Source organism: Salinicola sp. RZ23 (genome assembly GCF_003206675.1).
Taxonomy (GTDB): domain Bacteria; phylum Pseudomonadota; class Gammaproteobacteria; order Pseudomonadales; family Halomonadaceae; genus Salinicola; species Salinicola endophyticus.
This window is the reverse complement of sequence record NZ_PZJK01000018.1, coordinates 53,736-80,111: the sequence shown is the minus strand read 5'-3', so window position 1 is coordinate 80,111 and position 26,376 is coordinate 53,736. Positions and strand designations below refer to the sequence as shown.

Sequence of the window (26,376 nt, the reverse complement as noted above, 5' to 3'; positions counted from 1 at the left end):
ACTCGGTGTCTGAAAAGTCGTCGCAAGAGTCATTGTCGGGCGAACCGGGGCGGCGCGGCGCAGGCCGCACTGCCAACGCTACCCTAGCTGTTGCCTCGTTGACCTTTCAATGTCATGCCTGTTGCCTTTGAAGCAACACGCGGGGCGTCGCCGCTGAAAAAGCGCATGCTGGCGCGCAGATGCTTGATAAAGGCCTGGGCCGCCAGCGTCAGCGGGCGCTCGGCCTGGCTGACGATACGGGTGCGGGCGTCGCTGAGCAGACGCGGCTCGACCTCGCGCACCACGATGCTGCCCTCGCCGATCTCCTCGACCACGCTGAGCTCGGGCATGAAGGCCACGCCCAGCCCCGAGCGCACGAAGTTCTTGAGCACCGAGACCGAGTTGGTCTTCATGCGTGGGCGGAACGCCAGGTGCGCCTGATAGAGCGCCATGCCGACCAGTTGGCCCATACCGGTGTGGCCATCGATCAGCGCCAGCGGATGCTCGGCGATCGCCGCCAGCGGTAGCGGTGTGGTCGTTGCCGCCAGGGAATGGCCGGCTGGCAGGATCAGATCGAGTGGCTGGCGGCGGTCGATGTGCGAGATCAACTGCGGATCTTCCGGCGGTGCATACAGCAGCGCCAGATCCACCGCGTCCTCCTTCACCAGCATCATCGCCTCGGAGAGCCCGGCCATGCGCACCTCGATCTCCAACCCGGGGTAGGTGGTGAGGAAGTGCTGCAGCGGCGTCGAGATCAAATCGGCGATGAAGCCTTCACCCACTGCGACGCGCACCTCGCCGCGCTCGAGGTTCTGTAGCGCGTTGAGACGCGACAGGGTGGCGCGCTCGGCGGCGCGCTGATCACGGTAGTGGCGCAGCAGCAGCTCGCCGGCCGGGGTCAGGGTGGCGCGTGCCGCACGCGCCAGCACGGCGGTTCCCAGCTCCTCTTCGAGCCCGCGCAGCTGGCGGCTCAGCGCCGAGGGGTTGACCCCCAGATGCGCCGCGGCACGCCGCAGCGAACCGTGATGGACGACGGCATCGAGATACTCCAGGGCACGGGTCTTGAACGGGCTCATCGTTGCCTCGGCCAGGTGGGCGGTAACGCCGCCCGTGAGCGGGCGGCGTGGCCATTATCCTCCTCCGGTGCGCCCATGCCCATGTCGGGCCCCGGTTGGGCGCTACGCCTGGCGCGAGGCCCCGTGAGCCATTACGGATGGCCGAGGGGGGCAGACCCGGCGTCGCCACGGTGGCTGGCGCGTGTAACCCTATTGCGCCGCCAGTGCAAGCACCGTGTCTCACGCTATCGGACAATTGATTAAACGCTAATTGAGGAACTAACCTCAGGCGACTGCCCGCTGGGCCTAGCCGTGGCGGGCAATGCGACAACGATAAACGCATAACAAACGGCCACAAGCCGACAAAGACAATGACAGCGACCGCTGTGCAGGAGAATCTCCAATGAAAAAGACGCTGCTGGCTGCCGGTGTGGCGGCCATGATGATGGGTGCGACCCCGGTCATGGCCAAGACGCTGGTCTACTGCTCCGAAGGCTCGCCGGAGGGCTTCGACCCCGCGATCTACACCACCGGTACCACCTTCGACGCGACCAGCGAGACGGTCTTCAACATGCTGGTGCAGTTCAAGCCGGGCACCACCGAGCTGGAGCCGGCCATCGCCAAGAGCTGGGAAGTCTCCGACGACGGCCTGAGCGTGACTTTCCATCTGCGTGACGACGTCAAGTTCCAGACCACCGACTTCTTCACCCCCAGCCGACCGCTCAACGCCGACGACGTGATCTGGAGCTTCGAGCGCCAGATGGACAAGGACAACCCCTACTACAAGCTCGCCAACGGCAACTTCGAGTACTTCAACGCGATGTCGATGGGAGAGCTGATCAAGTCGATCGAGAAGGTCGACGACCATACCGTCAAGTTCGTGCTGACCGAGCCCAATGCGCCGTTCCTGGCCAACCTGGCGATGCCTTTCGCTGCGATCCACTCCCAGGAGTACGAGCAGCAGCTGATCGACGAGGGCAAGCCGCAGCAGGCCAACCAGCAGCCGATCGGCACCGGCCCGTTCCAGTTCGTCGCCTATCGTGAAGACGCAGCGATCCGCTACCAGGCCAACCCGGACTACTTCCGCGGCAAGCAGCCGATCGACAACCTGGTCTTCGCCATCACCCCGGATGCCCAGGTGCGCTACCAGAAGCTGATGGCGGGCGAGTGCCAGGTGATGCCGTTCCCCAATCCGTCCGACGTCCAGGCGATGAAAAAGAACGACGAGATCAAGGTGCTCCAGGAGCCGGGTCTCAACGTCGCCTATCTCGCCTACAACACCCAGCAGAAGCCGTTCGATCAGCCGGAAGTGCGCCGCGCACTCAATATGGCGATCAACAAGCAGGCGATCATCGACGCGGTGTTCCAGGGCGCGGGGGAAGTGGCCAAGAACCCGATTCCGCCGACCATGTGGAGCTACAACGACGCCGTCAAGGATGACCCCTACGACCCCGAGAAGGCCAAGCAGATGCTGGCGGATGCCGGGGTGAAGAACCTGAAGATGGATATCTGGGCGATGCCGGTCCAGCGCCCCTACATGCCCAACGCCCGGCGTGCCGCCGAGCTGATGCAGGCGGATCTGGCCAAGGTCGGGGTCGACGTCAATATCGTCACCTACGAGTGGGGCGAGTACCTCAAGCGCGCCTCCGCCGTCGACCGCAAGGGCGCGGTGATCCTGGGCTGGACCGGTGACAACGGCGATCCGGACAACTTCATGGGGACGCTCTTGAGCTGTGCCGGCGTGGGCGGGGCCAACCGCTCGCAGTGGTGCTACAAGCCGTTCGACGATCTGATCCAGCAGGCGCGTACGCTGGACGACCAGGCCGAGCGCGCCAAGCTCTACGAGAAGGCGCAGGTGATCTTCAAGCAGCAGGCGCCGTGGGACACCCTGGCCCACTCGACGGTGTTCATGCCGATCCGCAAGGAGGTCACCGGCTATGTGATCAATCCGCTGGGTCTGCATAGCTTCGAAGGCGTCGACATCCAAGAGTAACTCCCTCCCTTCGCGGACACGGGGCAGCCTGGCGGCTGTCCCGTGTCCGCGCATGACTAGTCAGACCCTCACTATGTTCAAGTTCATTCTGGTCAAGCTGGCTCAGCTAGTGCCGACCTTCATCGGCGTCACCATCGTGGCGTTCGCCTTCATTCGCCTGTTGCCGGGCGATCCGATCCTGCTGATGGCGGGCGAGCGCGGGATCTCCGCCGAGCGCTACGCCCAGCTCCAGGCGCAGTTCGGTTTCGACCGGCCGCTGCCGGTGCAGTACTGGGAATTCCTCAAGGGGCTCCTGCACGGCGACCTGGGCAACTCGCTGGTCACCCACTCGCCGGTGGTCCACGAGTTCTTCAGCCGCTTCCCGGCGACCCTGGAGCTGTCGTTGTTCGCGCTCACCTTCGCCGTGATCATCGGCCTGCCGGCCGGAGTGCTGGCGGCGATCCGGCGCGGCAAGACGCTCGACCACACCGTGGTCGGCATCAGCCTGACCGGCTACTCGATGCCGATCTTCTGGTGGGGCCTGCTGCTGATCATGTTCTTCTCCGGCACCCTCGGCTGGACCCCGGTCTCCGGGCGTATCTCCTTCCTGTACTTCATCGAGCCGGTCACCGGCTTCATGACCATCGACACCCTGCTCGCCGGTGACTGGGGCGCCTTTCTCTCGGCGCTGCACCACCTCATCCTGCCCGCCATCGTGCTCGGCACCATTCCGCTGGCGGTGATCGCGCGTCAGACCCGCTCCTCGATGCTCGAGGTGCTGGGTGAGGACTACGTGCGCACGGCGCGGGCCAAGGGGCTCTCCAGCTACCGCGTGATCATGGTGCACACCCTGCGCAATGCGCTGATCTCGGTGGTCACGGTGATCGGGCTGCAGGTGGGGCTGCTGCTGGCCGGGGCGATCCTGACCGAGACGATCTTCTCGTGGCCGGGCATCGGCAAGTGGATGATCGATGCGATCTCGCGGCGCGACTACCCCTCGGTGCAGGGCGGTCTGGTGCTGATCGCGTTCATCGTGATGATCGTCAATCTGCTGGTGGATGTGGCCTATGGGGTCATCAATCCGCGCATCCGTCACTGAGGGCCCAAAAAATGGCTGCAATTTCTACCCCTGCCGCGCCCGGGACCTTTCGCTATCAGCTGGGCAGCTTCTGGAAGGATTTCAGCGCCAGTCGCGGCGCCCTGGTCGGGCTGATCTTCATCGCGCTGGTGTTTCTGGTAGCTCTGCTGGCGCCCTGGGTGGCGCCCCACGACCCGGCACTGCAGGACCGCTCGGCACTGCTGGTGCCGCCGGTGTGGCACGCCGAAGGCAGCTGGCGTTACATCCTGGGCACCGATGCGGTGGGCCGCGACATTCTCTCGCGACTGATCTATGGCGCCCGCTACTCGCTCTCGATCAGTGCCATGGTAGTGCTGATCTCGATGTGCGGCGGCATCTTCCTGGGGCTGCTGGCGGGCTACTTCCGTGGCTGGGTCGAGACCGTGATCACCCGCGTGATGGACGTGGTGCTGGCCTTTCCCAGCCTGCTGCTGGCGCTGGGTCTGGTGGCGATCCTGAGCCCGGGGCTGACCAGCGCGATGATCGCCATCGCGCTGGTACAGCTGCCCTATTTCGTGCGCCTGACGCGCGCTGCGGTGATCGGCGAGAAGAGCCGCGAGTACGTCACCGCCAGCCGTCTGGCCGGGGCCGGCCACATGCGCCTGATGTTCAACACCCTGCTGCCCAACTGCATGGCGCCGCTGATCGTGCAGGCGACCCTGTCGTTCTCCACCGCGATCCTGGATATCGCCGCGCTGGGCTTTCTGGGCATGGGCGTGCAACCGCCGACCCCCGAGTGGGGCGCAATGCTGGCCAACGCGCGCGAGTTCATGGGGAGCGCCTACTGGGCGGTCACCTTCCCGGGGCTGATCATTCTGCTGACCGTGCTGATGATCAACCTGATGGGCGACGGGCTGCGCGATGCGCTGGACCCGAAGATGAAACGATCGTGAGCGCCTCGCCCACCCCGGCGCCTGGCGTCCGGGGCGGGCACGGCGACGCGATGAGGAGTTCACATGGCATTACTTGATATCGCAGGCCTGAGCGTTCGGTTCCAGACCAACAGCGGCCTGTTCACGGCGGTCGAGAACGTCGACATCCAGGTCGACCACGGTGACGTGCTCTCGATCGTGGGCGAGTCCGGCTCGGGCAAGTCGGTCTCGATGCTGGCGACCATGGGGCTGCTGCCGTGGACCGCCCAGGTCAGCGCCGAGCGCATGGCCTTCGACGGCCAGGATCTGCAGCAGCTGGGCTCGCGTCAGCGCCGGCGCATCGTCGGCGGCGAGATGTCGATGATCTTTCAGGAGCCGATGAGCAGCCTGAACCCGTGCTTCACCGTGGGCACCCAGATCGACGAGATGATCAAGCAGCACAAGGGCGGCTCGCGCCGCGAGCGCCACGAGCGGGCGCTGGAGCTACTCGCCCAGGTGGGGATTCCCGACCCGGCGCGGCGGATCAAGGCGTATCCGCATCAGCTCTCCGGCGGCATGAGTCAGCGGGTGATGATCGCCATGGCGATCTCCTGCGACCCGCGGCTGCTGATCGCCGACGAGCCGACCACGGCGCTGGATGTCACCATTCAGGCCCAGATCCTCGAACTGCTGCTCAAGCTGCAGGAGGAGAAGGGCATGGCGCTGATCCTGATCACCCATGACATGGGTGTGGTTGCGGAGACCGCCAAGCAGGTGATCGTGCAGTACGCCGGGCGCCAGGTGGAACAGCAGGAGGTGAGATCGCTGTTCGCCCATCCGCGCCATCCCTACACCGAGGCGCTGCTCTCGGCCCTGCCGGAGCGCGCCGCGGGGCAGACGCGGCTGCCGACCATCCCCGGCGTGGTGCCGGGCCAGCACGACCGCCCCACGGGCTGCCTGTTCAACCCGCGCTGTCGCTATGCCACCGAGCGCTGCCGCGAGGTGGAGCCGGTGGCGGCGCCGGACGACCCGGCGCGCACGCTGTGCCACTATCCGCTCGGGCGGCCGGATGCCGAGCCATCCTCCGGACCTTCACCCGGCGTCTCGCCCGAGACATCTTCCCCGTCGCGACCGGAGGTGCGTCCATGAGCCGTGAAGCGGTACTGCGCGCGCGTCATCTGACGCGCTACTACGAGATCAAGGGTGGGCCCTTCTCCAAGCCGGCCACGGTCAAGGCGCTCAACGAGGCCTCGTTCGAGCTGTTCGCGGGTCAGACGCTGGCGGTGGTCGGCGAGTCGGGCTGTGGCAAGTCGACCCTGGCCCGGGTGCTGACGATGATCGAGCCGCCCACCAGTGGCGAGCTGACCATCAACGGCCAGGCGGTGGCGCTCAAGCCGGGGCAACGTCCACCGGCGGCGCTGCGCCGCGAGGTGCAGATCATCTTCCAGAACCCTTATGGCTCGCTCAACCCGCGCAAGACCGTGGCGACCATGCTGGAGGAGCCGCTCAAGCTCAACCGTCGTGAGATGAGCGCCAGCGAGCGGCGCACGGCGGCGCTGGAGATGATCGAGAAGGTGGGCCTGCGGCCCGAGCACGCCGACCGCTACCCACACATGTTCTCCGGCGGCCAGCGCCAGCGTATCGCGATCGCCCGGGCGCTGATGCTCAACCCCAAGATCCTGGTGCTCGACGAACCGGTCTCGGCGCTGGATCTGTCGATCCAGGCCCAGGTGCTCAATCTGCTGGCGGATCTGCAGGAGGAGTTCGGGCTGGCCTACGTGTTCATCTCCCACGACCTCTCGGTGGTGCGGCGCATCGCCGACGACGTCATCGTGATGTACTTCGGCCAGCCGGTGGAGACGGGGCCGGCGGAGACGGTGTTCAGTCAGCCGCGCCACCCTTACACCCAGGCGCTGTTCTCGGCCACCCCGGTCGCCGATCCCAACCGGCGTCGCGAGCGGGTGCGGCTCAAGGGCGAGCCGCCCTCGCCGCTGGCGCCGCCGCCGGGCTGCCCGTTCGCCCCGCGCTGCCATCGTGCCACCGAGGCCTGCAGCCGCACCGACCCGCCGCTGGAGCCGGTGGACGATGCGGTCAGCGTGGCCTGTATCCATGTCGAGACCCGAGCCAGCCAGGCGGCTTCCTGAACTCGTCGGCCCGATGCCCTCTCAGGCGATGCTCGATGTCGCCGCCGACGTGTCGGCGCTGAGGCGCGCCCGCCGTGCCACACGGCGCTCCTCGGCGTCGAACAGGTGCAGCGGGCCGTCGACCGCGAGCCGTATCTCGCTGCCCTCGCGCAGTGCCGCGGCCTCCAGTGTGGCCAGCGGCAGCCGTGCGGTGAGCGGTGCGTCGAGTCCCGGCAGGCGGCAGTAGGCCAGGGCATCCACCCCCAGGCGTTCGATCATCTCCAGCGTGACCGCGAACTCGCCCTGCGGGTCGAGGCGCAGGTGCTCCGGGCGCACCCCTAGGGTGGCGGCAGCGGGGGGCTCGGCGGCGTCTGCGCTCGCCGCCGTATCGGCCTTGGTTTCGGGGGCTGTCTCGATGATTTCGGTCTTGAGTGCTTCTGTGTCGAGGATCAGGCCGCCGGGCAGCCGTGCACGGCCGTCGGCCTGGGTCACCGGCAGCAGGTTCATCGCCGGTGAGCCGATGAAGCGCGCCACGAAGCAGCTGGCGGGTGTCTCGAACAGGCTCATCGGGGTGCCGATCTGCTCGATCCGGCCATCGCGCAGCACCACTAAACGGTCGGCCAGGGTCATCGCCTCGACCTGATCGTGGGTGACATAGAGCATGCTCGCACCCAGGCGCTGCTGCAGGCGCCGAATCTCCAGGCGCATCTGCACGCGCAGCGCGGCGTCGAGATTGGAGAGCGGCTCGTCGAACAGGAACACGCGCGGCTCGCGCACGATCGCCCGGCCCATCGCCACGCGCTGGCGCTGGCCGCCGGAGAGCTGGCGTGGGCGGCGTTCGAGCAATGCCTCGATCCCCAGCAGGGCCGCGGCCTCGCGCACCCGGCGCGTGATCTCCTCGCGCGGGCGCTTCTGCAGCTTGAGCGCATAGGCCATGTTGTCGAACACGCTCATGTGCGGGTAGAGGGCGTAGTTCTGGAACACCATCGCGACCCCGCGCTGGGCCGGCTCCAGCTGGTTGGCCAGCGTCCCGCCGATTCTCAGCTCGCCGTCGCTGATCGTCTCGAGCCCCGCCACCATCCGCAGGAAGGTCGACTTCCCGCAGCCCGAAGGGCCTACCACGACCATCAGCTCCCCGGGTTCTAGGGTCAGGTCGATACCATCGACGGCGCGCTGGCCGCCCTTGTAGGTCTTGACGAGCTGGCGACAGGTCAGTGTGGCCATGGGTCGAGTCTCTCTGCGTTGAAGGTCACTTTTCGGCATCGGTCAGCCCGCGCACGAAGAAGCGCTGCATGGCGACGATCACCACCACCGGGGGCAGGACCGTGAGCACCGTCATCGCGGTGGCCAGTTGCCACGGTGGCAGGGTGTCGGTGGACTGCACCAGGTTCTTCAGACTGATCACGGCGGTGGCGTGATCGGGCGAGTTGGCCGCCAGCAGCGGCCACAGATACTGGTTCCAGCCGTAGATGAACATGATCACGAACAGTGCCGCGAGATTGGTCCGCGACAGCGGCAGCACGAAATCCTTGAGAAAGCGCAGCGGCCCGGCGCCATCCAGCCGCGCCGCCTCGAACAGCTCCGACGGCAGGCTCAGAAAGCACTGGCGTAGCAGGAAGGTGGCGGTGGCCGAGGCGATCAGCGGCAGGATCATCCCGGCGTAGGTGTCGATCAGCCCGAAGCGCGCCACCACGCCGTAGGTCGGCACGATGCGCACCTCCACCGGCAGCATCAGGGTGACGAAGATCAGCCAGAAGCAGAGTGTGCGGCAGGGGAAACGGAAGAACACGATGGCGTAGGCGGCCAGCAGCGAGATCGCGATCTTGCCCAGCGCGATGCCCAGCGCCATCACCAGCGAGTTGCCGAGCAGGCGCAGCGCACTGACCCCCAGCCCGGGCATCGGCTGGGACAGTAGCTGCCAGTAGTTGGCGAGCCCCTGGTCACCGAACCACAGCGGGGCGATGCCGCTCTGCAGGTCGCCGGCACTGTGGGTGGAGGCGGTGAGTGCGAGCCACAGTGGCAGCCCGAAGATCACCGCGCCAATGATCAGCAGCAGATGGGTGAGGCCGTCGAGGCCGGGACGACGATAGCGCATCAGTAGGCGACCCTGCGTTCGAGGTAGCGGAACTGGATGAAGGTGAGCACCCCGACCAATATCATCAGCAGCACCGACTGGGCGCTGGAACCGCCCAGGTCACGGCCGACGAAGCCATCCTCGTAGAGCTTGTAGACCAGCGTGCGCGTGGCGCCGCCGGGGCCGCCCAGGGTGGTGCTGTCGATGGTGGCGAAGGTCTCGAACAGTACGTAGACACTGTTCATCACCAGCAGGAAAAAGGCGGTCGGCGACAATAGCGGCAGGGTGATACCGAAGAAGCGCCGGAAGGGGCCCGCGCCGTCGATGGCGGCGGCTTCGAGCAGCGAGGCGGGGATCATCTGCAGCCCGGCGAGAAAGAACACGAAGTTGTAGCTCATCTGCTGCCAGATCGAGGCGATCACCACCAGCGCCAGCGCCTGGCCGGGATCGAGCTGGGCATCCCAGTGCACGCCGATGGCGGCCAGGGCGTGGGTCAGCACGCCGAGCACCGGGTCGAACATGAACAGCCACAGAAGACCCGCCACCGCCGGCGCCACGGCATAGGGCCAGGTCAGCAGCACGCGATAGAGCCTGGCGCCATGGAGCACGCGGTCGGCGAGCACCGCCAGCAGCAGCGCCAGGCCCATGGCGCCTGCCGCCACCAGCAGACTGAACAGCGCGGTGACGCCGAAGGCGTGCCAGTAGCCGGGGGAGGCGAGCACGTGCTGGAAGTTGGCGAGCCCGACGAAGCGCTCGCCGAGGCCGAAGGCATCCTGCACGTAGAACGCCTGGCGCAGCGATTCGGCGGCGGGCCAGAAAAAGAAGATGGCGACCACGACGAGCTGGGGCGCCAGCAGCAGCCACGGGGTGAGGGAGTGACGTTCGAAGGTGGTCATCTTGATCGGCAGCGGGCGGCTTGCGCCGCCCGCTTTCAGGGACTCAGCAGGAGAAAGGGGTGTCGACGCCGGAAATGGGTGCCTAGTTCGAGACGCTGCGCTCGAACTGCTCGAGCTCCGCATTGCCACGCTTGGCGGCGGTGGTCAGCGCCTGGGCAGCGGTTTCGCTGCCGTTGAACGCCTTCTCCAGCTGCTCGGCGATGATATTGCGGATCTGCGGCATGTTGCCCAGGCGCAGGCCGCGGCCGTTGTCATCCGGCGTGCCCCGGGTCAGCTGGTCGATCGCCACGCTGGCGCCCGGCGTCTTGGCGTAGAAGCCATCGTCTTTCAGGCGCTGGTAGGCCGCGGTAGTGATCGGCACATAGCCGGTGAAGCTGGCCCAGTCGGCCTGCACCGCCGGTGAGGAGAGGAAGTTCATGAATTCGGCCACGCCTTTGTAGACCGCGTCCGACTGCCCCCGCATGACCCACAGCGAGGCCCCACCGATGATCGAGTTCCGGGGCTGGCTCACCGCATTGGCGTCATAGGGCAGCGGCGCGATGCCGAAGCCGAACTTGCCCTTGGCGGCCTCCTGGATGCCGGCGCGCGAGGCGGAGGAGGTGGTCAGCATGGCGCAGCGGCCCGACTGGAAGCGCTTGGTGCCGTTGTCGGCGCGGCCGCCATACTCGAAGGCGTGGCTCTTCTGCCACTCGGCCAGATCCTGGATATGGGCCACCGTGGCCGGCTGCTGGTCGAACACCAGGCGGGCGTCGGTGCCATTGAAGCCGTTGGCCTGGGTGGCGAAGGGCAGGTCATTGACCGCGCTGAAGTTCTCAAGCTGGGTCCAGCTCGGCCAGGCGGTGGTCAGGCCGCACTCGGCGGCGCCGCTCTCGACCAGCTTGTGGGCGTCCTTGCCGAGCTCGGCCCAGGTCTTGGGCGGCGTCTCGATGCCGGCCTTGGCGAAGGCGTCCTGGTTGTAATAGAGCACCGGGGTGGAGGAGTTGAACGGCATCGACAGCATATGACCGTCGCTCGAGGTGTAGTAGCTCTTCACCGCCGGCAGGAAGGCGTCGGGATCGAACGGCGTGTCGGTGTCCTGCATCAGCTGGTAGACCGGATAGATCGCGCCCTTGGCGCTCATCATCGTCGCCGTGCCGACTTCGAACACCTGGGTGATCGCCGGCGCCTGGCCGGCGCGGAAGGCGGCGATGGTCGCGGTCAGGTTGTCGCTGTAGCTGCCCTTGTAGACGGGCTTGACCACATAGTCGTCCTGGGAGGCGTTGAATTCGTCGGCGATGGCGTTGACCTTCTCGCCGAGTACGCCCTCCATGGCGTGCCACCAGGTGATGGTGGTGGCGGCCTGGGCCGAGGGGGAGAGGGATAGCGCGGTGACAGCGACGAACGGAAGCAGGTGGCTAAGGCGCACGGTGACATCTCCTGACAGGGCGTTACAGGGTGTGGTGCGTACCCTAGGACGGCACGATGTCAGTACTGTGACATTCGGATGTCACGGGGATGATGGCGTCGTGACTGCGAGATGACGGCACGAGGTCAACGACGTCGGCAGGGCACGGCGCGCGCCCTGCCGTTATCGTTCAGGTTGCCGCCTGGGGGGCCTCCGGTGCGCCTTCGATCACCCGTTCGAAGGTACGCAGGCGTTTGACGATCGAGAGCAGCTCGATGATGGTCGACCAGGAGTTGACCAGATACTGGAAGGAGTCGCGCACCTGGCCGAAGACGTTGAGGATCTGCTGCAGCAGACCCAAGGTCAGCTTGCCGGCGACGATCGAGGGTGCCAGCACGATGAAGGCGAAGACCACGTCCGCCTGCAGATAGAAGATGCGCGCGATATTGAAGTAGGCATAGTGCCAGTAGAGCCGAAAGTAGTTGCGCCGTACCGCCTGGAACAGCTCCGCCACGGTGGCCGGCCGGGCGCGCTCGGCGGCGTCCTCGCCGTAGACCAGCTCCTTGCGGTAGGCCGCCTCCACCCGCTGGTTGCGAAACTCCAGCCCCGGCAGCTTGATCCCCGCCAGTGACAGAAACAGGGTGCCGAACAGCGACCAGGCGATCGCCGACCACACCAGAGCGTTGGAGACGTGCCCGATCAGCGGCAGCTCGGTGATGTTGTGCGACATCGTCACCAGCAGTGGCAGGAAGGCGATCAGCGTCAGCACCGACTTGAGCAGACTCACGCCCAGCCCCTCCAGCGTGGTGGAAAAACGCATGGTGTCTTCCTGGACGCGCTGGGCCGCGCCCTCGACGTGGCGCAGGCGCGACCAGTGGTGCATGTAGTAGTCGTTCATCGCCCAGCGCCAGCGGAAGATGTAGTGGCTGACGAAGAACAGGTTGAACACGCCCACCGTGACCGCGACGAAGGCGATCCCGGCGAAGGCGAGCATTTCGCGGTAGAGATCGGCCGCGCTCACCGAGCTGTCACCGCCCAGGGCCTGCTGCACCATGTCCCAGAACGGCCCGTACCAGGCGTTGACCGCGACGCTGGTCTGAACCGAGAAGTAGGTCATGAACACGATCAGCGCGCTGCCGAGAATCGACCAGCGCTGCCAGCGGTGCGGGCTGAACCGGAACCAGGCCGCAGCGAAGAGCGCAGTGCACAGCGCATAGTAGAGATAGAACCATAAAAACGACGGGGCCCAGAAGCGCGAGACGTCGATCGGCAGCTCGGCGCCGGGGGCCAGCGGAGGCAGGCCGATGACGGCGCCCCAGGCGTTGGCGGTGGTGTCCCAGAGCACCAGGCACAGCAGGGACCAGACGAGCGCACTGACGGCGAGCAGCGCGGGTCGGGGAAAGAAGGATCGAAACACGGTGACGTCCTGAGCGGCGATGGGAGCGGGCCCGGGATCGCGGGCCCCTCTCCATCGACCGTGACGCGCGCGTTACGTTCCCTTACCGGCCATTACCCGCGTCTCGCGGGCTGCCACCGGGAGAGTGGCGGTACCCGCTAACGGGCCATCGTCTCAGGTGATATCGACCTGGTAGCGGAAGGTCTCGGCATTCCCCAGGGTGCGGCGGTACTCCAGCGGGGTGCCGTCGTAACCCAGTGCCAGGCGCTCGATGTTCACCACCGGTGCTCCCTGGGCGATCTCCAGCGCCTCGGCGGTGCGGGCGTCGGCGGTCTCCACGGTGAGGGTCTCGCGCGCCGAGGCCACCAGCTGGCCGCACTGGGTCTCGTAGAAGGGGTAGAGCAGATTGCCGAACGCTTCCGGCTCCACCGACATCAATCCGCCGAAGCGTGACGCCGGCAACCAGATCTCCTCCCGCGAGACGTTGCTGCCGCCGATCTGACGCAGCCGTTCGAGCCGGATCACCTCGCTCTCCGGGGCGAGCTCCAGTGCCTGGGCCACGCTCTCCGAGGCCTGGATTCGGGTTCGACTCAGAATTCGACTGGTGGGTACCTGGCGTTCGCCGAGCGTATCCACCTGGCGGAAGAAGCGGAACAGAGAGCCCTGGAAGTTGGGGCGGCGAATGAAGGTGCCGCGACCCTGGCTGCGTTCCATCAGGCCGTCCCGGACCAGGGTGTCCACGGCCTTGCGCAGGGTGCCCACCGCCACGCCGTACTGTTTGGTGAGTTCCGCTTCGGTGGGGATGGCGATGCCGGGGGTCCACTCCCCAGAGGCGATGCGCGAAAGCATGTCGTCGCGCAGGCGCTGATAGAGCGGCAGACGTTCGTCGGTCTGCGTGCCCGAAGTTCTCATCACGTTGGGTTCCCTGCCTGTTATTCATCTCAATGTATCACCTTTAGTCGTAGGTAACGCCAAGTGCGACTAAAAGCGTGTATGCTGAGAATTCAACTATTCATATATATGAATAGTTGGGTCGAAGCGACCGCATGTGCTCGATTGCACAGGTTTATATCACGTGATTCAAGGATTCCTAGATGCAGTCTACTGCCAAGGTCGTGACGGGCGTTGATACTCACGCTCACATCTTCCAGCGCGATCTGACGCTGGCTGAGGGGCGGCGCTACAGCCCGGACTACGACGCCAAGGTGGAAACGTATCTGGCACATCTGGACCGCTGTGGCCTGTCGCACGGTGTCCTGGTGCAGCCCAGCTTTCTCGGTACCGACAACGACTATCTGGTGGCGGCGCTACGCCGTTATCCCGAGCGGCTGCGCGGCACCGCGGTGGTCGAGCCGACGATCTCCGCCGCGGCGCTGGACACGCTGGCCGACGCCGGGGTGGTGAGCGTGCGCCTCAACCTGATCGGCAAGACGCTCGACGACTACGCCTCGGCAGCGTGGCAGCGATTCTTCACGGATCTGGCCCGGCGCCGCTGGTCGGTGGAGATCCAGCGCGGGATGGAGGATCTCGACAGCGTGGTGGCACCGATCCTGGGCGCTGGCTGCGACGTGGTGATCGATCACTTCGGCCTGCCGGGCGGGGAGATCGATCCGGTGAACCCGGCGCATCGCGCCCTGCTGTCACGGATGGCGTACCAGCCGCTGTGGGTCAAGCTGTCGGCCACCTATCGCAGCCGCTCGAGTCTGGATCAGGCGAGCCGTTCGATCGAGCGCCTGCGCGACGCCTACGGCCACAGTGAGAACCTGCTGTGGGGCAGTGACTGGCCGCACACCCGCTTCGAGGCCGACACCGACTACGACGCCCAGTTCGCGCTGCTGGAGAGACTGCTGCCCGACCCGGTGGAGCGCCGCCAGGTGCTGGTCGACAACCCGGCGCGGCTGTTTCGGATCGCGCTGAGCGGGGAGTGAATGACAGAGACATGAGCGTCCGCCTGCGCAGGCACGCCAATAACATCACACCGGGAGCCGGATGCGCCGGTACCGGGATCACGCACGAGGGGAACTGACATGATGAGTCTGCTGGTGGTGGGGGCGATCATCGTCTCCATCGTTCTCGGTTACCGCTTCAAGCTCAATATCGGGCTGTTCGCGATCGCCTTTGCCTATCTGATCGGCTGCTTCGGGATGGGCATGAGTCCCAAGGAGGTGATCGCCACCTGGCCGCTGAAGATCTTCTTCATCATCTTTTCGGTCTGCCTGTTCTACAGCTTCGCCATCGTCAACGGCACCCTGGAGAAGCTCGCCGAGCATCTGATGTATCGCTGCCGCAACGTGCCCAGCCTGATGCCGTTCGCGATCTTCCTCGCCGCCACGGTGATCTCCGGGCTCGGCGCCGGCTACTACACCGTGCTGGCGTTCATGGCGCCGATCACTTTGCTGCTGTGCAATCGCACCGGGCTTAGCCTGATCGTCGGCGGCATGGCGGTGAACTACGGCGCGCTGGCCGGGGCCAACTTCGTCTCCAGCCAGAGCGGGATCATCTTCCGCACCCTGATGACCAGCGCCGGGGTTTCCGACAACCAGGCCTTCCTCAACGCCCTGGGTATCTTCGCCAGTACTCTGATCGTGCCGGTGGTGGTACTCGCCGGGCTGATCGTGGTCGGGCGCCGGCGCGGCAGCGCGGTGGCCTCACTGGAACATGTCGAACGCCCGTCGCCGCTCAACCGCGAGCAGAAGACCACCCTGACCCTGACCCTGATCATGATGGCCACAGTGCTGCTGCCGCCGATCGCCAGCCTGCTGCTGCCGGACAATGCCGCGGTCGCTTTCGTCAACGCCAAGGTCGACATCGGCCTGATCGCCAGCGTGTTCTCGGTCATCGCGCTGCTGCTCAAGCTGGGCGACGAGCGTCAGGCGATCGCCTCGCTGCCGTGGGGCACCATCATCATGATCTGCGGGGTCGGCATGCTGATCTCGGTGGCGATCAAGGCCGGCACCATCGATCTGCTGGGTTCGTGGATCGGCACCAATATTCCGCCGGCGCTGATCCCGGTCGCCTTCGGCGTGGCGGCGGCGCTGATGTCGCTGTTCGCCAGCACGCTGGGCGTAGTCACTCCGGCGCTCTTCCCGCTGGTGCTGCCGATCGCCAACACCCTGGCCATCGATCCGATGATCATCTTCATCGCCATCGTGGTCGGCGCCCAGGCCACCTCGATCTCGCCGTTCTCTTCCGGCGGCAGCCTGATCCTCGGCTCCTGCCCTGACGACCGTGCCCGCGCCGGCCTGCTGCCGAAGCTGCTGTTCCGTGCCGCACCGCTGGGCTTCGTCGCGGCGATGGTGTTCAACCTTTTGCTGACCTTCATCTTCTAGGCACCGTCTGCGGGATCAACGTGCGCTACACCAAGGGCGGCATCCTCGATGCCGCCCTTGGTCTTTCTGTGTCTCTGCGTATCCGCGGCGCCGTATCCGTGTTCGCGGCGAGCGAATCGACGTCGGGTGCCAGGAGACGCCGAGCAGCGCCCGATGCGCGCTACACTGCGCTATTGCATCGCGCTGGCCGGCGGGCGTGCACGGCCGGCCCTCAGGATGTCATCAACCATCAGGAGCCCGCCTTGAGCCCGTCAGCTGTCTCTGCCACAGACACCGCTTTTACCGACGCTTCTGTCACCGGCGCCTCTGCCACTGAGCTGTTCTCTCGAACCTACGCCGCCACGCTGACGACGCTCGCCGCCGAGTTCAGCGGTGAGCGCCTCGAGACCTGGACCTTCGACGACCGGGCGACACGGCGCCAGGCCGAGGCGGCGCTGGCCGAGCGCGGTATCGCGGCGTGCTGCCGCTCCGCCTACAAGCCGCTGCTGTGCGCCTTCCGCGAGGAGATCGAGACCCGCGATCTCCTCGCCTGCGAAGTCATCTATCCGCGCCACCCCCAGGCCAGCGAGCAGCGCTTCCGCCTGGAGAGCTACCCCCTCGCCGCCTGCTATCCACAGGTGGCGTTTCGCTTCGTCGCCGGGGTGTGCCGGGCGGCGCTGCCGGTTTACCGGCTGCGTCTGCGCTATGCCGATGGGCGTGAGCGCGAGTGCGAGGTACTGGCGCCCAACCGCGTGCATGACGACTTCACCGGCGAACCGGCGCTCTCGCCCTGCGGCTGGTGCCGCGAGGGTGGGTTGGCGGGGGCGGCGATGGAGGAGAAAGCGGCCGAGACGGCAAGTGGGGGACGGGCGCTGTGGACCGCCTTCGAGGCGCTCTATCACGACAGCGTGAGTGCGATCCGCGATGCCGACTGGGGGAACGAGCCCTATTTCGCGCGGCTCGAGATCGCGGTGACGCTGCCGGTGGACGACGAGCCGCTGGCTTACGACGACGAGGTGCTGTCGCTGCGCGAGGCGCTCCACGAGGAGCTCTACTTCTCGCTGCTGGAGGTCTTCCAGCGTCGCAGCGGCCGCCCGCCGGGGGACCGCCATCTGCAGCCGGGCCAGATCGTGCCCCAAGTGCGTCGCGGCGAGACGCTCAGCGTGCGGGCCGTCGCCCACGCGGCATTACCGCAGGCCACACTTCCGGCCATACCCGCGGGCGACTGGCAGGCCCAGCTCTCGGCGCCCCAGGGGCCGCTGCCGCCGGCGGTGATCGAAGCCGCGCTGGCGGCGCTGCCCGGCAGCCGTTTCCAGGCGCGCTCGGTCGCCGGGCGCACGCTGAGCGGGTGCCATATCGCCGGTCGTGACCGTGCGGTGATAATCTCCGCCGGCCAGCATGCCAACGAGACCTCATCGCCTGCCGGCTCGCTGCAGGCGGCGTTCACGCTGGCGCGTCGGCCCGGCGCCCACTTCACCCTGTGTCCGCTGGAGAACCCGGACGGCTATGCGCTGCACCAGCAATTGATCGCCGACAACCCAAGGCACATGCACCACGCCGCCCGCTACACCGCGCTGGGCGACGATCTGGAGTACCGCGAGCCGGCACGCTTCGAGAGCACCATCCGCAGCCAGGCCGAGCAGCTCAGCGGTGCGCAGTTGCACCTCAATCTGCATGGCTACCCGGCGCACGAGTGGACCCGGCCGCTCTCCGGCTATGTGCCGCGGGGCTTCGAGATGTGGACGATCCCCAAGGGATGCTTCCTGATCCTGCGCTATCGCCCGGGCTGGGAGGCGGCCGCGCGCTGGTTGCTGGAGGCGGTCACCCGGGCGCTGGCAGAGGAGGCGGCGCTGCAGGCACTCAATCGGCGCCAACTGGCGCAGTTCAACGCCCACGCCGGCGACGATGGCTTCGAGCGGATCAACGGCTTTCCCTGCTGGCTCGCGGTCGACGAGCGCCACCGGGTGCCGCTGACACTGATCACCGAATATCCCGACGAGACCGTCTACACCGACGCCTTCCAGGCCGCCGCCGCGGCCCAGCGGGCCACGGTGCTGGCGGCCTACGAGGCCTTTCAGCGTCTGCCGGCGGCGCTCCTCGAACCGGACCCGACGTGAGTGGCCGGGATACCTCCGGGGCGGGTCTGGTGCCGATCGGCCGATGAGGTGCCTCAACCGTTCAGCGCGGCGGGCATGGGGGCCAGCTCGCCGCTGATGCGCTCGTAGAGACGTGCCAGTTGCAGCAACCCCCAGTCATCCCGCGGTGCGCCGATCAGTTGCAGCCCCATCGGCAGGCCCCGGGCATCGACCCCGGCGGGCACGCTGATCGCGGGCAGACCCGCCAGCGAGGCGGGCACCACCACCTCCATCCAGCGGTGGTAGGTGTCCATGCTGCGGCCGTCGATCGTCTCGGGCCAGGGTGTGTCGAGGGCGAACGGGAACACCTGGGCGCTGGGCATGGCGACGTAGTCGACCTGTTCGAAGAGCGCACACCAGGCGCGATAGAGCTCGCTGCGGCGCACATTGGCGTCATGAATGTCCTGGGCCGAGAGCGTGAGCCCGCGGGCGACTTCCCACTGCGCCTCCGGCTTGAGCTGGCGTCGGCTGTCGGGGTCGGCGTAGTAGCCGCCGAGACTGCCGCATACCGCCCAGTGGCGCAGGGTGGTCCAGCTCTGCCACTGGGCCTCGGCCGAGTAGGGCAGGGCCGCCGGTTCGATTCGGCAGCCGCCCGCTTCCAGCCGCTGCAGCGCGGCTTCGCACAGCGTGAGCACCCCCGGTTCCAGCGCCAGATGCCCCGACCAGTCCCCCAGCCAGGCGATACGCAGGCCGTCACCATCGCGCTCGAGCGCCGCGGCCGGGTCTTGCCCGGCGGGCAGCAGCGGCTCGCCCAGTGAGAGCGGCGCACGGCGGTCGTAGCCGGCCTGCACGGCGAGCAGCCGGGCCACGTCCTCGACGCTGCGGCCCATGGGGCCATAGGTGGCGAGCTGCTGGCCGAACGCCTCCGGCGCCGCGCAGGGGACGCGTCCGAAGGAGGGGCGCAGGCCGATCACCTGATTGAAGGCGGCGGGGTTGCGCAGCGAGCCCATCATGTCGCTGCCGTCGGCCACCGGCAGCAGGCGCATGGCCAGCGCGGCGGCGGCACCGCCGCTGGAGCCGCCGGCGGTTCGGGTCGGGGCATGGGCGTTGCGGGTGGCACCGAACACCGGGTTGTAGGTGTGGGAGCCGAGCCCGAACTCCGGGGTGTTGCTCTTGCCGATCACGATGGCCCCGGCAGCGCGCATGCGCTCGACCATCAGGCTGTCGGCGTCGGCGCGATGATGGATGCACAGCGGCGAGCCCTGCACGGTAGGCAGCCCCTGCACGTCGGAGAGATCCTTGATCGCCTGGGGGATGCCGTGCAGCCAGCCCCGCGAGCGCCCGGCGGCGAGTTCGTGGTCGGCCGTCTGCGCTTCTGCCAGCAGCGCCTCTGGTGCGCGTCGGGAGACGAGTGCGTTGAGCTGCGGATTGGCGGCATCGATATGCGCCAGATAGGCGCTCATCACCTCGTGGCAGGATACCTCGCGGGCATGGATGCGCCGGGAGAGCGTGGTGGCGCTCCAGGTGACGATCTCATCGAGCGCGCCCATGGCGTCGGGGCCGGCGTTGGCAGGGGGCATGCGTGTCTCCTCGCTGCATGGGTGGCGGGAAGCCTCCAGCATACCTCGGGCCGAGGGCGCTCAGCCGGCGTGGAACAGCTCGCTGTAGGCGCTGAGCGCCGGGGCGCCGCCGAGGTGGGCGTAGAGCACGCGGGAGCCGGCGGGGAATTCGCCGCGGCGGACCTTGTCGATCATGCCGTGCATCGACTTGCCCTCGTAGACCGGATCGGTGAGCACGCCTTCGAGCCGGCCGCAGAGGCGGATCGCTTCCAGGGTGCCGTCGTTGGGCAGGCCGTACTCCGGATGGCCGAAGCGGGTGTCGAGGATCACGTCGTCGGCTTCGATCGGCTGGCCGAGTTCGACCAGCTCGGCGGTGTTCTGGGCGATGCGCAGGATCTGGGCGTGGGTCCGCTCCGGCTTGGCCGAGGCGTCGATCCCGATGACCTGGCGCGCCCGGCCGTCGGCGGCGAAGCCCACCACCATGCCGGCCTGGGTGCTGCCGGTCACCGAGCAGACCACGATGTAGTCGAAGGTGAAGCCCAGCTCGCGCTCCTGCTGGCGGACCTCCTCGGCGAAGCCGACGAAGCCGAGGCCGCCGTAGGGGTGTTCCGAGCAGCCGGCGGGGATCGGGTAAGGCTTGCCGCCGCGGGCGCGCACATCCTCCAGCGCGCGCTCCCAGCTGGCGCGGATGCCGATATCGAATCCCGCCGGATCGAGGCGCACGTCGGCACCCATGATGCGTGACAGCTCGATGTTGCCGACCTTGTCGTAGTGGCTGTCGTCGTAGTTGACCCAGTTCTCCTGTACCAGCACGCACTCGAGACCGAGATGTGCGGCCACCGCGGCGACCTGTCGGGTCTGGTTGGACTGGATGCCGCCGATCGAGACCAGGGTGTCGTAGCCGCCCTCGAGCACTTCCGGAATCAGGTATTCGAGCTTGCGTGTCTTGTTGCCGCCGAAGGCGAGCCCGCTGTTGCAGTCTTCGCGCTTGGCGTAGAGCTCGACCTCGCCACCGAGATGTTCGCTCAAGCGCTTGAGCGGCGTGATCGGAGAGGGGCCGAAGGTAAGGGGGTAGCGGGGAAAGCGGTCGAGTCGCATGGGGTCACCTGATTGTCGTTGTGGTAGCAGCGGCAAGGCCGCCGATCGTGAAGAGGCGATGCCTGGATACTTGGCAGGCAGTGCCTAAAACGCTATCAGGAAAGTCGGTGAGTGATATTGCAAGTTAATCGCGATTTTCGATCTCATGTAATAAGGATTTAGATTTGTGGCATCTTTCATTGTGCTAAAAAGAGATTATCGACAACAAAATTAAGCGGAGGCTCTGTCATGCCCCTCTCTGACGCGCCCGAGGCGCCACCGCTGGATCGTATCGATCGTCAGATACTCGATGTGCTGCAGCACGACGCCTCGCTCTCCAACGTGGCGCTGGCGGAGCGGGTCAATCTCAGCCCGCCGGCCTGCCTGCGCCGGGTCGAGCGGCTCAAGCGCGCCGGCCTGATCAAGGGGGTGGTGGCGCTACTCGATGCCGAGCGTCTCAATGCCGGCATGGTGGTGGTGATCGGCGTGGTCCTGGATCGCTCCACGCCGCAGTCGTTCGCCGACTTCGAGGCGGCGGCGCGGCATATCTCCGGCTGCATGGCGTGTCATCTGGTCACCGGTGAGTTCGACTACTTCCTGATGATCCGCACCCGCGACAGCCAGAGCTTCAATCGGCTGCATGCCGAGCAGCTCATCTACCTGCCCGGGGTGCGCCAGATCCGCTCCTTCATGGGCCTGCGCGAGGTGCTGTCGAGTACCCAGATTCCGCTGGGGCGCTGAGCCTTCCCCGGCTGAGCCGACCTCGCCCCCGGAAAGGCATGGCCTCGCCTCCACGCGGACGCGCGGCAACGGATGCCGGGTGGGCGTCCCGGGGGCTTTGGGCTAAGGTATAACGGCACTATAGTATGATGTATGACAACATCGCCGTCATAAAGCCTGCCGGTGCCGCACCGCCAGGCGCGATGCTGGTATGGCGCTGTCGCCGTCTGCCCGTGCCAGCGCTCATGCTCGTGCCAGCGTTTATGTGCTTGCCAGCCCTTAGCGAGGAATCCAGGTGAATTTTTCCAGAGACGCGCTCAAAGCCTCCATCACCGACGGTCTGCTCTCCTTTCCGGTGACCGACTTCGATGCCCACGGCCAGTTCGACGCCGAGAGTTACCGCCGGCGGCTCGCCTGGCTCAAGGATTACGACGTTTCGGCGCTGTTCGTCGCCGGGGGCACCGGGGAGTTCTTCAACCTGACGCTGGATGAGTATCGCGAGATCGTGACGGTCGCGGTGGAGGTCCTCGGCGGCCACGTGCCGATCATCGCCAGCGCCGGGCAGAGCGCCGAGCTGGCCAAGGCGCATGCCAAGGCCGCGCAGGACGCGGGGGCCGACGGCATTCTGCTGATGCCGCCCTATCTCACCGAGTGCCCGCAGGCGGGCATCGTCGAGTATGCCGCCAGCGTGTGCGAGTCCACCGAGCTGGCGGTGATCTACTACAACCGCGCCAACGGCGTGCTCGATGTCGACGGCGTCAAGGCGCTGGCCGAGCGCTGCCCCAATCTGGTCGGCCTCAAGGATGGCAAGGGCGACATGCAGTCGCTCAACATCACCATCAAGACGCTGGGTGATCGCCTGGCCTACGTCGGTGGTGTGCCCACGGCCGAGATCATCGCCGAGGCCTATCTGGCGATCGGCGTCAGCACCTACTCTTCGGCGGTGTTCAACTTCGTGCCGTCGCTGGCGGTGAAGTTCTATCAGGCGCTGCGCGAGGGCGACCACGACTTCGTGCGCCGGGTCACCCAGGAGTTCTTCATTCCCTTCGTCACCCTGCGCGATACCACCAAGGGCTATGCGGTGAGCCTGATCAAGGCCGGCGCCGGGCTGGTCGGTTATCCGGCGGGCGAGGTGCGGGCGCCGCTGGTGATGCCCAGCGCCCAGGAGCTGGAGACGCTGAAACGGCTGATCGAGCGCGCCGAGCGTCTGTGATCCTTGCGGCCGCCGCGCTGCGGTGGCCGCTGTCGTTATCTCAGCGCCGCCCATCGCCGGCGGCCGCTGTCGTTATCCCTGCGCGGTCCGCTCGGCGGCGGGCCGCACCGATCTCATCGCGGGAGTCGCCATGCCCAGCCACGCACGGACCCGTCACGCCACGCCGACCATCACCGCCATGCGGGTGATCCCGGTCGCCGCCCGCGACAGCATGCTGCTCAATATCGGTGGTGCCCACGCCCCCTGGTTCACCCGCAACCTGGTGATTCTCGAAGACAGTGCCGGCCATGTCGGGGTCGGCGAGGCGCCGGGGGGCGAGACCATCCAGCGTTCGCTGGAGCAGGCCCGCGAGCGCGTACTGGGCCAGTCGCTGGGCCAGCTGCGCGGCGTGGTGGCGTCGCTGCACTCGCGCGGGCGCCATGCCGATTTCGAAGACTTCGGCCGTGGCTCCTGGACCTTCGAGCTGCGTGTCAACGCGGTGGCGGCGCTGGAAGCGGCGCTGCTCGATCTGATGGGCCAGTTCCTCGGGGTGCCGGTGGTGGATCTGCTGGGTGACGGGCGCCAGCGCGACCAGGTCGAGGTGCTCGGCTATCTCTTCTTCGTCGGCGACGGCCACGCCACCTCGCTCGGCTATCGGCGCGAGACCGCGGATGGCCGCGGCGGGGTGGGGCACGACTGGTATCGCCTGCGCGACCAAGCCGCGATGACGCCGCAGGCGATCGTCGAGCAGGCCCAGGTCGCGCACGACCGTTACGGTTTTCGGGACTTCAAGCTCAAGGGTGGGGTGCTGCCGGGGGCGCAGGAGATCGAGGCGGTCAGCGCGCTGCATGCGGCCTTCCCCGAGGCGCGGACCACCCTCGACCCCAACGGCGCCTGGTCCCTCGACGAGGCGATCCAGCTCTGCCGCGGCCTGCATGGGGTACTCGCCTATGCCGAGGACCCCTGCGGCGCCGAGCAGGGCTTCTCGGGGCGCGAGATCCTGGCCGAGTTCCGCCACGCCACGGGGTTGCCGGTGGCCACCAACATGGTCGCCACCAACTGGCGCGAGATGGCCCACGCGCTGATGCTGCGAGCGGTGGATATCCCGCTCGCCGATCCACACTTCTGGACGCTCTCCGGCGCCGTGCGCGTCTCCCAGCTGTGCCAGGATCACGGCATGACCTGGGGCTCGCACTCCAACAACCATTTCGATGTCTCGCTGGCGATGTTCGCGCATGTGGGCGCCGCGGCGGTGGGGCGGGTCACAGCGCTCGATACCCACTGGATCTGGCAGGAGGGCGATGCGCGCCTGACCCGCGAGCCGCCGACCATCGTCGACGGCCGGGTGACGGTCACCGACGCCCCGGGGCTGGGCATCGAACTCGACATGGCCGCGGTCGAGCGTGCCCACGCCGACTACCGGCGACTGCCGGCCGGGGGGCGCGACGACGCCATGGCGATGCAGTCTCTGATCGACGGCTGGCGCTTCGATCCCAAGCGTCCGGCACTGGTGCGCTGAACCAGGGCGACCGCGTCGGGACCCGGGGTCGAGGATTAGTCTTTAGTCCTTAGCCCTTAGTCGTAAGCGGCACTCTCTCGGCGGCCAGGCTGCTAGGCTCTCGAGGTTCCGTTGCGATCCTCGACGCCAGGGCGCGTACGAAAAAGCCGTCATCAGGGCGGTTTTCGTAGGCGGCCTGGCGCAGCTGATCCGGCCGCGGCCGGCAGCCAACGCACGACCATTCCCACTTCAGGAGGCAAGATGAATCTGACAGGTGACATGCTGATCGGCCAGCAGGCCGTCACAGGCAGCCGCGATGCCATCCAGGCGATCAACCCGGCCACCAACGAGCGTCTCGAGCCGGCCTACGCGGGGGGTACCCAGGCGGAGGTCGAGCGTGCCTGCGAGCTGGCCTGGGCGGCCTTCGACCCCTACCGCGAAACCTCGCTGGAGGCCCGCGCCAAGTTTCTGGAAACCATCGCCGAGCAGATCGAAGCGCTGGGCGACACCCTGATCGAGCGCGCGGTGGCCGAATCCGGTCTGCCCCAGGCGCGTATTCAGGGCGAGCGCGGGCGTACCTGCGGCCAGCTGCGTCTGTTCGCCCGTGTGGTGCGTGACGGCGAGTGGCTCGACGTGCGCGTCGACCCGGCACTGCCCGAGCGCCAGCCGATGCCGCGCGTCGACCTGCGCCAGCGCCAGATCGGTCTCGGTCCGGTGGTGGTGTTCGGCGCCAGCAACTTCCCGCTCGCCTTCTCGGTGGCAGGCGGCGATACCGCCTCGGCGCTGGCCGCCGGCTGTCCGGTGATCGTCAAGGCGCACTCCGCCCACCCCGGCACCAGCGAGCTGGTCGGCCGTGCGATCCAGGCTGCGGTGAAGCAGTGCGGCCTGCCGGAGGGTGTGTTCTCGCTGCTGTTCGGCTCCGGCCGCGAAGTGGGGCAGGCGCTGGTCACCGACCCGCGCGTCAAGGCCGCCGGTTTCACCGGGTCGCGCAGCGGCGGTCTGGCGCTGTGGAAGGCGGCGCAGTCGCGCCCCGAGCCGATCCCGTTCTACGCCGAGATGAGCTCGATCAATCCGGTGTTCCCGCTGCCCGCGGCGCTGGAAGCGCGCGGCAAGGAGATGGGCGAGGCGTTCGTCGCATCGCTCAACATGGGCGCGGGTCAGTTCTGCACCAACCCCGGTCTGGTGATCGCGGTCAAGGGGCCGGCGCTCGACGCCTTCGTGGCGGCGGCCGGTGAGGCGGTCAAGGCCAGCGGCAGTCAGACCATGCTGACCCCGGGGATCTTCGAAGCCTACGAAAGTGGGGTCAAAGGTCTCGCCGGCAGCGGCAAGGCGCGTGAAATCGCGCGTGGCGACAAGGGCGACGGCCCCAACCAGTGCCAGACCGGTCTGTTCGTGACCGCGGCCCAGGACTTCCTCGGCGACGAGGCGCTGCAGGCCGAGGTGTTCGGCTCTACCTCGCTGGTGGTGGAGTGCGCCGATGCCGCCGAGCTCAAGCAGGTCACCGAGCATCTGGAAGGCCAGTTGACGATCACCTTGCAGATGGACGACGCCGATCTCGATGCCGCGCGCGAGCTGCTGCCGACGCTGGAGCGCAAGGCGGGTCGCATCCTGGTCAACGGCTGGCCCACCGGGGTCGAGGTGTGTGACGCCATGGTCCACGGCGGCCCCTTCCCGGCGACCTCGGATTCGCGCACCACCTCCGTGGGCACCGCTGCCATCCATCGCTTCCTGCGCCCGGTCTGCTATCAGAACCTGCCCGATGCGCTGCTGCCGGAGGCGATCAAGCAGAACAACCCGCTGGCGCTCAAGCGCCTGGTCGACGGCAAGCGCGAAGGCTGAGCGCCGGCCCCGACGCCAACCGGGCCATGACCGATCGAGCCGCCTCCTCTCCGGGGGCGGCTTTTTGATGGGCGCTCGGGTCGTCCCTGGCCGGTGATCGGTCGCTTGCCGCGGGCGATGCCTCAGCGTGCGCGTGGCAGACTGCTGCCTGAGTAACGCATTCCCCCACGCGTACCCGGCCCTGTCGCGGCGCCGCGTGCAGGCCGTTTTCGTACACCGCCTGAGCTCTGTCTGAAAACCGGCGAGCGCAGGCATTTTTCA

21 protein-coding genes are annotated in these 26,376 nt (G+C 67.3%); 12 read left to right on the top strand and 9 right to left on the bottom strand.

Annotation, left to right across the window (positions count from 1 at the left end; genetic code table 11):
* Nucleotides 1-83: 83 nt before the first annotated feature.
* The gene (locus DOM67_RS18205) at nt 84-1,055 is read right to left on the bottom strand and encodes a LysR family transcriptional regulator (RefSeq protein WP_110678554.1); all 972 of its coding nucleotides are present in this window, start codon (nt 1,053-1,055) and stop codon (nt 84-86) included.
* Between the two features lie 382 nt (nt 1,056-1,437).
* On the opposite strand from DOM67_RS18205, the gene DOM67_RS18200 reads away from it, so the two are divergent.
* The 5 genes from DOM67_RS18200 to DOM67_RS18180 all read left to right on the top strand — a co-directional run bounded on the left by DOM67_RS18200 (nt 1,438) and on the right by DOM67_RS18180 (nt 7,118).
* A complete protein-coding gene (locus tag DOM67_RS18200) occupies nt 1,438-3,027 on the top strand; it encodes an ABC transporter substrate-binding protein (RefSeq protein WP_110678552.1) in 1,590 nt (529 codons plus the stop codon).
* Nucleotides 3,028-3,100: 73 nt separating this feature from the next.
* Complete coding sequence (locus DOM67_RS18195; protein WP_110678550.1) at nt 3,101-4,105, top strand: ABC transporter permease subunit; 1,005 nt, start codon at nt 3,101-3,103, stop codon at nt 4,103-4,105.
* Between the two features lie 11 nt (nt 4,106-4,116).
* The gene (locus DOM67_RS18190; RefSeq protein WP_110678548.1) at nt 4,117-5,016 is read left to right on the top strand and encodes an ABC transporter permease subunit; all 900 of its coding nucleotides are present in this window, start codon (nt 4,117-4,119) and stop codon (nt 5,014-5,016) included.
* Nucleotides 5,017-5,079: 63 nt separating this feature from the next.
* The gene (locus tag DOM67_RS18185) at nt 5,080-6,123 is read left to right on the top strand and encodes an oligopeptide/dipeptide ABC transporter ATP-binding protein (RefSeq protein ID WP_110678546.1); all 1,044 of its coding nucleotides are present in this window, start codon (nt 5,080-5,082) and stop codon (nt 6,121-6,123) included.
* A complete protein-coding gene (locus tag DOM67_RS18180; protein ID WP_110678544.1) occupies nt 6,120-7,118 on the top strand; it encodes a dipeptide ABC transporter ATP-binding protein in 999 nt (332 codons plus the stop codon). The genes DOM67_RS18185 and DOM67_RS18180 overlap by 4 nt, the downstream gene beginning before the upstream one ends.
* A gap of 21 nt (nt 7,119-7,139) precedes the next feature.
* On the opposite strand, the gene ugpC is transcribed toward DOM67_RS18180, so the two are convergent.
* The 6 genes from ugpC to DOM67_RS18150 all read right to left on the bottom strand — a co-directional run bounded on the left by ugpC (nt 7,140) and on the right by DOM67_RS18150 (nt 13,759).
* Nucleotides 7,140-8,321, bottom strand: a complete 1,182-nt coding sequence (gene ugpC / locus DOM67_RS18175; RefSeq protein ID WP_110678542.1) for a sn-glycerol-3-phosphate ABC transporter ATP-binding protein UgpC — start codon at nt 8,319-8,321, stop codon at nt 7,140-7,142.
* A 25-nt stretch (nt 8,322-8,346) separates the two neighbouring features.
* Entirely contained in the window at nt 8,347-9,192 is an 846-nt protein-coding gene (gene ugpE, locus DOM67_RS18170) for a sn-glycerol-3-phosphate ABC transporter permease UgpE (RefSeq protein ID WP_110678540.1), read from the bottom strand.
* Entirely contained in the window at nt 9,192-10,067 is an 876-nt protein-coding gene (gene ugpA, locus DOM67_RS18165; protein ID WP_110678538.1) for a sn-glycerol-3-phosphate ABC transporter permease UgpA, read from the bottom strand. The genes ugpE and ugpA overlap by 1 nt, the downstream gene beginning before the upstream one ends.
* Before the next feature lie 82 nt (nt 10,068-10,149).
* The gene (gene ugpB, locus DOM67_RS18160) at nt 10,150-11,472 is read right to left on the bottom strand and encodes a sn-glycerol-3-phosphate ABC transporter substrate-binding protein UgpB (protein WP_198651863.1); all 1,323 of its coding nucleotides are present in this window, start codon (nt 11,470-11,472) and stop codon (nt 10,150-10,152) included.
* Nucleotides 11,473-11,641: 169 nt separating this feature from the next.
* Complete coding sequence (gene sbmA / locus DOM67_RS18155; protein ID WP_110678536.1) at nt 11,642-12,868, bottom strand: peptide antibiotic transporter SbmA; 1,227 nt, start codon at nt 12,866-12,868, stop codon at nt 11,642-11,644.
* A gap of 153 nt (nt 12,869-13,021) precedes the next feature.
* On the bottom strand, nt 13,022-13,759 hold the full coding sequence (locus DOM67_RS18150) for a GntR family transcriptional regulator (RefSeq protein ID WP_110678534.1): 738 nt from the start codon (nt 13,757-13,759) through the stop codon (nt 13,022-13,024).
* Nucleotides 13,760-13,941: 182 nt separating this feature from the next.
* On the opposite strand from DOM67_RS18150, the gene DOM67_RS18145 reads away from it, so the two are divergent.
* The 3 genes from DOM67_RS18145 to DOM67_RS18135 all read left to right on the top strand — a co-directional run bounded on the left by DOM67_RS18145 (nt 13,942) and on the right by DOM67_RS18135 (nt 18,272).
* Complete coding sequence (locus tag DOM67_RS18145; RefSeq protein ID WP_110678532.1) at nt 13,942-14,775, top strand: amidohydrolase family protein; 834 nt, start codon at nt 13,942-13,944, stop codon at nt 14,773-14,775.
* Nucleotides 14,776-14,874: 99 nt separating this feature from the next.
* A complete protein-coding gene (locus DOM67_RS18140; protein ID WP_110678530.1) occupies nt 14,875-16,176 on the top strand; it encodes an SLC13 family permease in 1,302 nt (433 codons plus the stop codon).
* A 242-nt stretch (nt 16,177-16,418) separates the two neighbouring features.
* Nucleotides 16,419-18,272: a M14 family zinc carboxypeptidase gene (locus DOM67_RS18135; protein WP_232825314.1), complete on the top strand. Its 1,854-nt coding sequence runs from the start codon at nt 16,419-16,421 to the stop codon at nt 18,270-18,272.
* Nucleotides 18,273-18,325: 53 nt separating this feature from the next.
* Here the strand turns inward: DOM67_RS18135 and DOM67_RS18130 are convergent, their stop codons facing one another.
* A complete protein-coding gene (locus DOM67_RS18130; RefSeq protein WP_198651862.1) occupies nt 18,326-19,810 on the bottom strand; it encodes an amidase in 1,485 nt (494 codons plus the stop codon).
* Nucleotides 19,811-19,870: 60 nt separating this feature from the next.
* Nucleotides 19,871-20,887 (bottom strand): 1-aminocyclopropane-1-carboxylate deaminase, encoded by a 1,017-nt coding sequence (locus DOM67_RS18125; protein ID WP_035471958.1) that lies wholly within the window; start codon nt 20,885-20,887, stop codon nt 19,871-19,873.
* Nucleotides 20,888-21,115: 228 nt separating this feature from the next.
* On the opposite strand from DOM67_RS18125, the gene DOM67_RS18120 reads away from it, so the two are divergent.
* The 4 genes from DOM67_RS18120 (at nt 21,116) to DOM67_RS18105 (ending at nt 26,115) form a co-directional block, all read left to right on the top strand.
* Nucleotides 21,116-21,607 (top strand): Lrp/AsnC family transcriptional regulator, encoded by a 492-nt coding sequence (locus DOM67_RS18120; protein WP_110678528.1) that lies wholly within the window; start codon nt 21,116-21,118, stop codon nt 21,605-21,607.
* Between the two features lie 274 nt (nt 21,608-21,881).
* Nucleotides 21,882-22,799, top strand: a complete 918-nt coding sequence (kdgD, locus tag DOM67_RS18115) for a 5-dehydro-4-deoxyglucarate dehydratase (protein ID WP_110678526.1) — start codon at nt 21,882-21,884, stop codon at nt 22,797-22,799.
* 130 nt (nt 22,800-22,929) lie between these two features.
* Nucleotides 22,930-24,297 (top strand): enolase C-terminal domain-like protein, encoded by a 1,368-nt coding sequence (locus tag DOM67_RS18110; protein ID WP_110678524.1) that lies wholly within the window; start codon nt 22,930-22,932, stop codon nt 24,295-24,297.
* Nucleotides 24,298-24,537: 240 nt separating this feature from the next.
* Nucleotides 24,538-26,115, top strand: coding sequence for an aldehyde dehydrogenase (NADP(+)) (locus DOM67_RS18105; protein ID WP_110678522.1), 1,578 nt, complete (start codon nt 24,538-24,540; stop codon nt 26,113-26,115).
* Nucleotides 26,116-26,376: the final 261 nt, after the last annotated feature.

Excerpts from the sequence above, each read along its gene's own strand:
- DOM67_RS18205 (WP_110678554.1), bottom strand. The coding sequence starts at position 1,055 with ATGAGCCCGTTCAAGACCCGTGCCCTGGAGTATCTCGATGCCGTCGTC.
- DOM67_RS18200 (WP_110678552.1), top strand. The coding sequence starts at position 1,438 with ATGAAAAAGACGCTGCTGGCTGCCGGTGTGGCGGCCATGATGATGGGT.
- DOM67_RS18195 (WP_110678550.1), top strand. The coding sequence starts at position 3,101 with ATGTTCAAGTTCATTCTGGTCAAGCTGGCTCAGCTAGTGCCGACCTTC.
- DOM67_RS18190 (WP_110678548.1), top strand. The coding sequence starts at position 4,117 with ATGGCTGCAATTTCTACCCCTGCCGCGCCCGGGACCTTTCGCTATCAG.
- DOM67_RS18185 (WP_110678546.1), top strand. The coding sequence starts at position 5,080 with ATGGCATTACTTGATATCGCAGGCCTGAGCGTTCGGTTCCAGACCAAC.
- DOM67_RS18180 (WP_110678544.1), top strand. The coding sequence starts at position 6,120 with ATGAGCCGTGAAGCGGTACTGCGCGCGCGTCATCTGACGCGCTACTAC.
- ugpC (WP_110678542.1), bottom strand. The coding sequence starts at position 8,321 with ATGGCCACACTGACCTGTCGCCAGCTCGTCAAGACCTACAAGGGCGGC.
- ugpE (WP_110678540.1), bottom strand. The coding sequence starts at position 9,192 with ATGCGCTATCGTCGTCCCGGCCTCGACGGCCTCACCCATCTGCTGCTG.
- ugpA (WP_110678538.1), bottom strand. The coding sequence starts at position 10,067 with ATGACCACCTTCGAACGTCACTCCCTCACCCCGTGGCTGCTGCTGGCG.
- DOM67_RS18150 (WP_110678534.1), bottom strand. The coding sequence starts at position 13,759 with ATGAGAACTTCGGGCACGCAGACCGACGAACGTCTGCCGCTCTATCAG.
- DOM67_RS18145 (WP_110678532.1), top strand. The coding sequence starts at position 13,942 with ATGCAGTCTACTGCCAAGGTCGTGACGGGCGTTGATACTCACGCTCAC.
- DOM67_RS18140 (WP_110678530.1), top strand. The coding sequence starts at position 14,875 with ATGATGAGTCTGCTGGTGGTGGGGGCGATCATCGTCTCCATCGTTCTC.
- DOM67_RS18130 (WP_198651862.1), bottom strand. The coding sequence starts at position 19,810 with ATGCCCCCTGCCAACGCCGGCCCCGACGCCATGGGCGCGCTCGATGAG.
- DOM67_RS18125 (WP_035471958.1), bottom strand. The coding sequence starts at position 20,887 with ATGCGACTCGACCGCTTTCCCCGCTACCCCCTTACCTTCGGCCCCTCT.
- DOM67_RS18120 (WP_110678528.1), top strand. The coding sequence starts at position 21,116 with ATGCCCCTCTCTGACGCGCCCGAGGCGCCACCGCTGGATCGTATCGAT.
- DOM67_RS18110 (WP_110678524.1), top strand. The coding sequence starts at position 22,930 with ATGCCCAGCCACGCACGGACCCGTCACGCCACGCCGACCATCACCGCC.
- DOM67_RS18105 (WP_110678522.1), top strand. The coding sequence starts at position 24,538 with ATGAATCTGACAGGTGACATGCTGATCGGCCAGCAGGCCGTCACAGGC.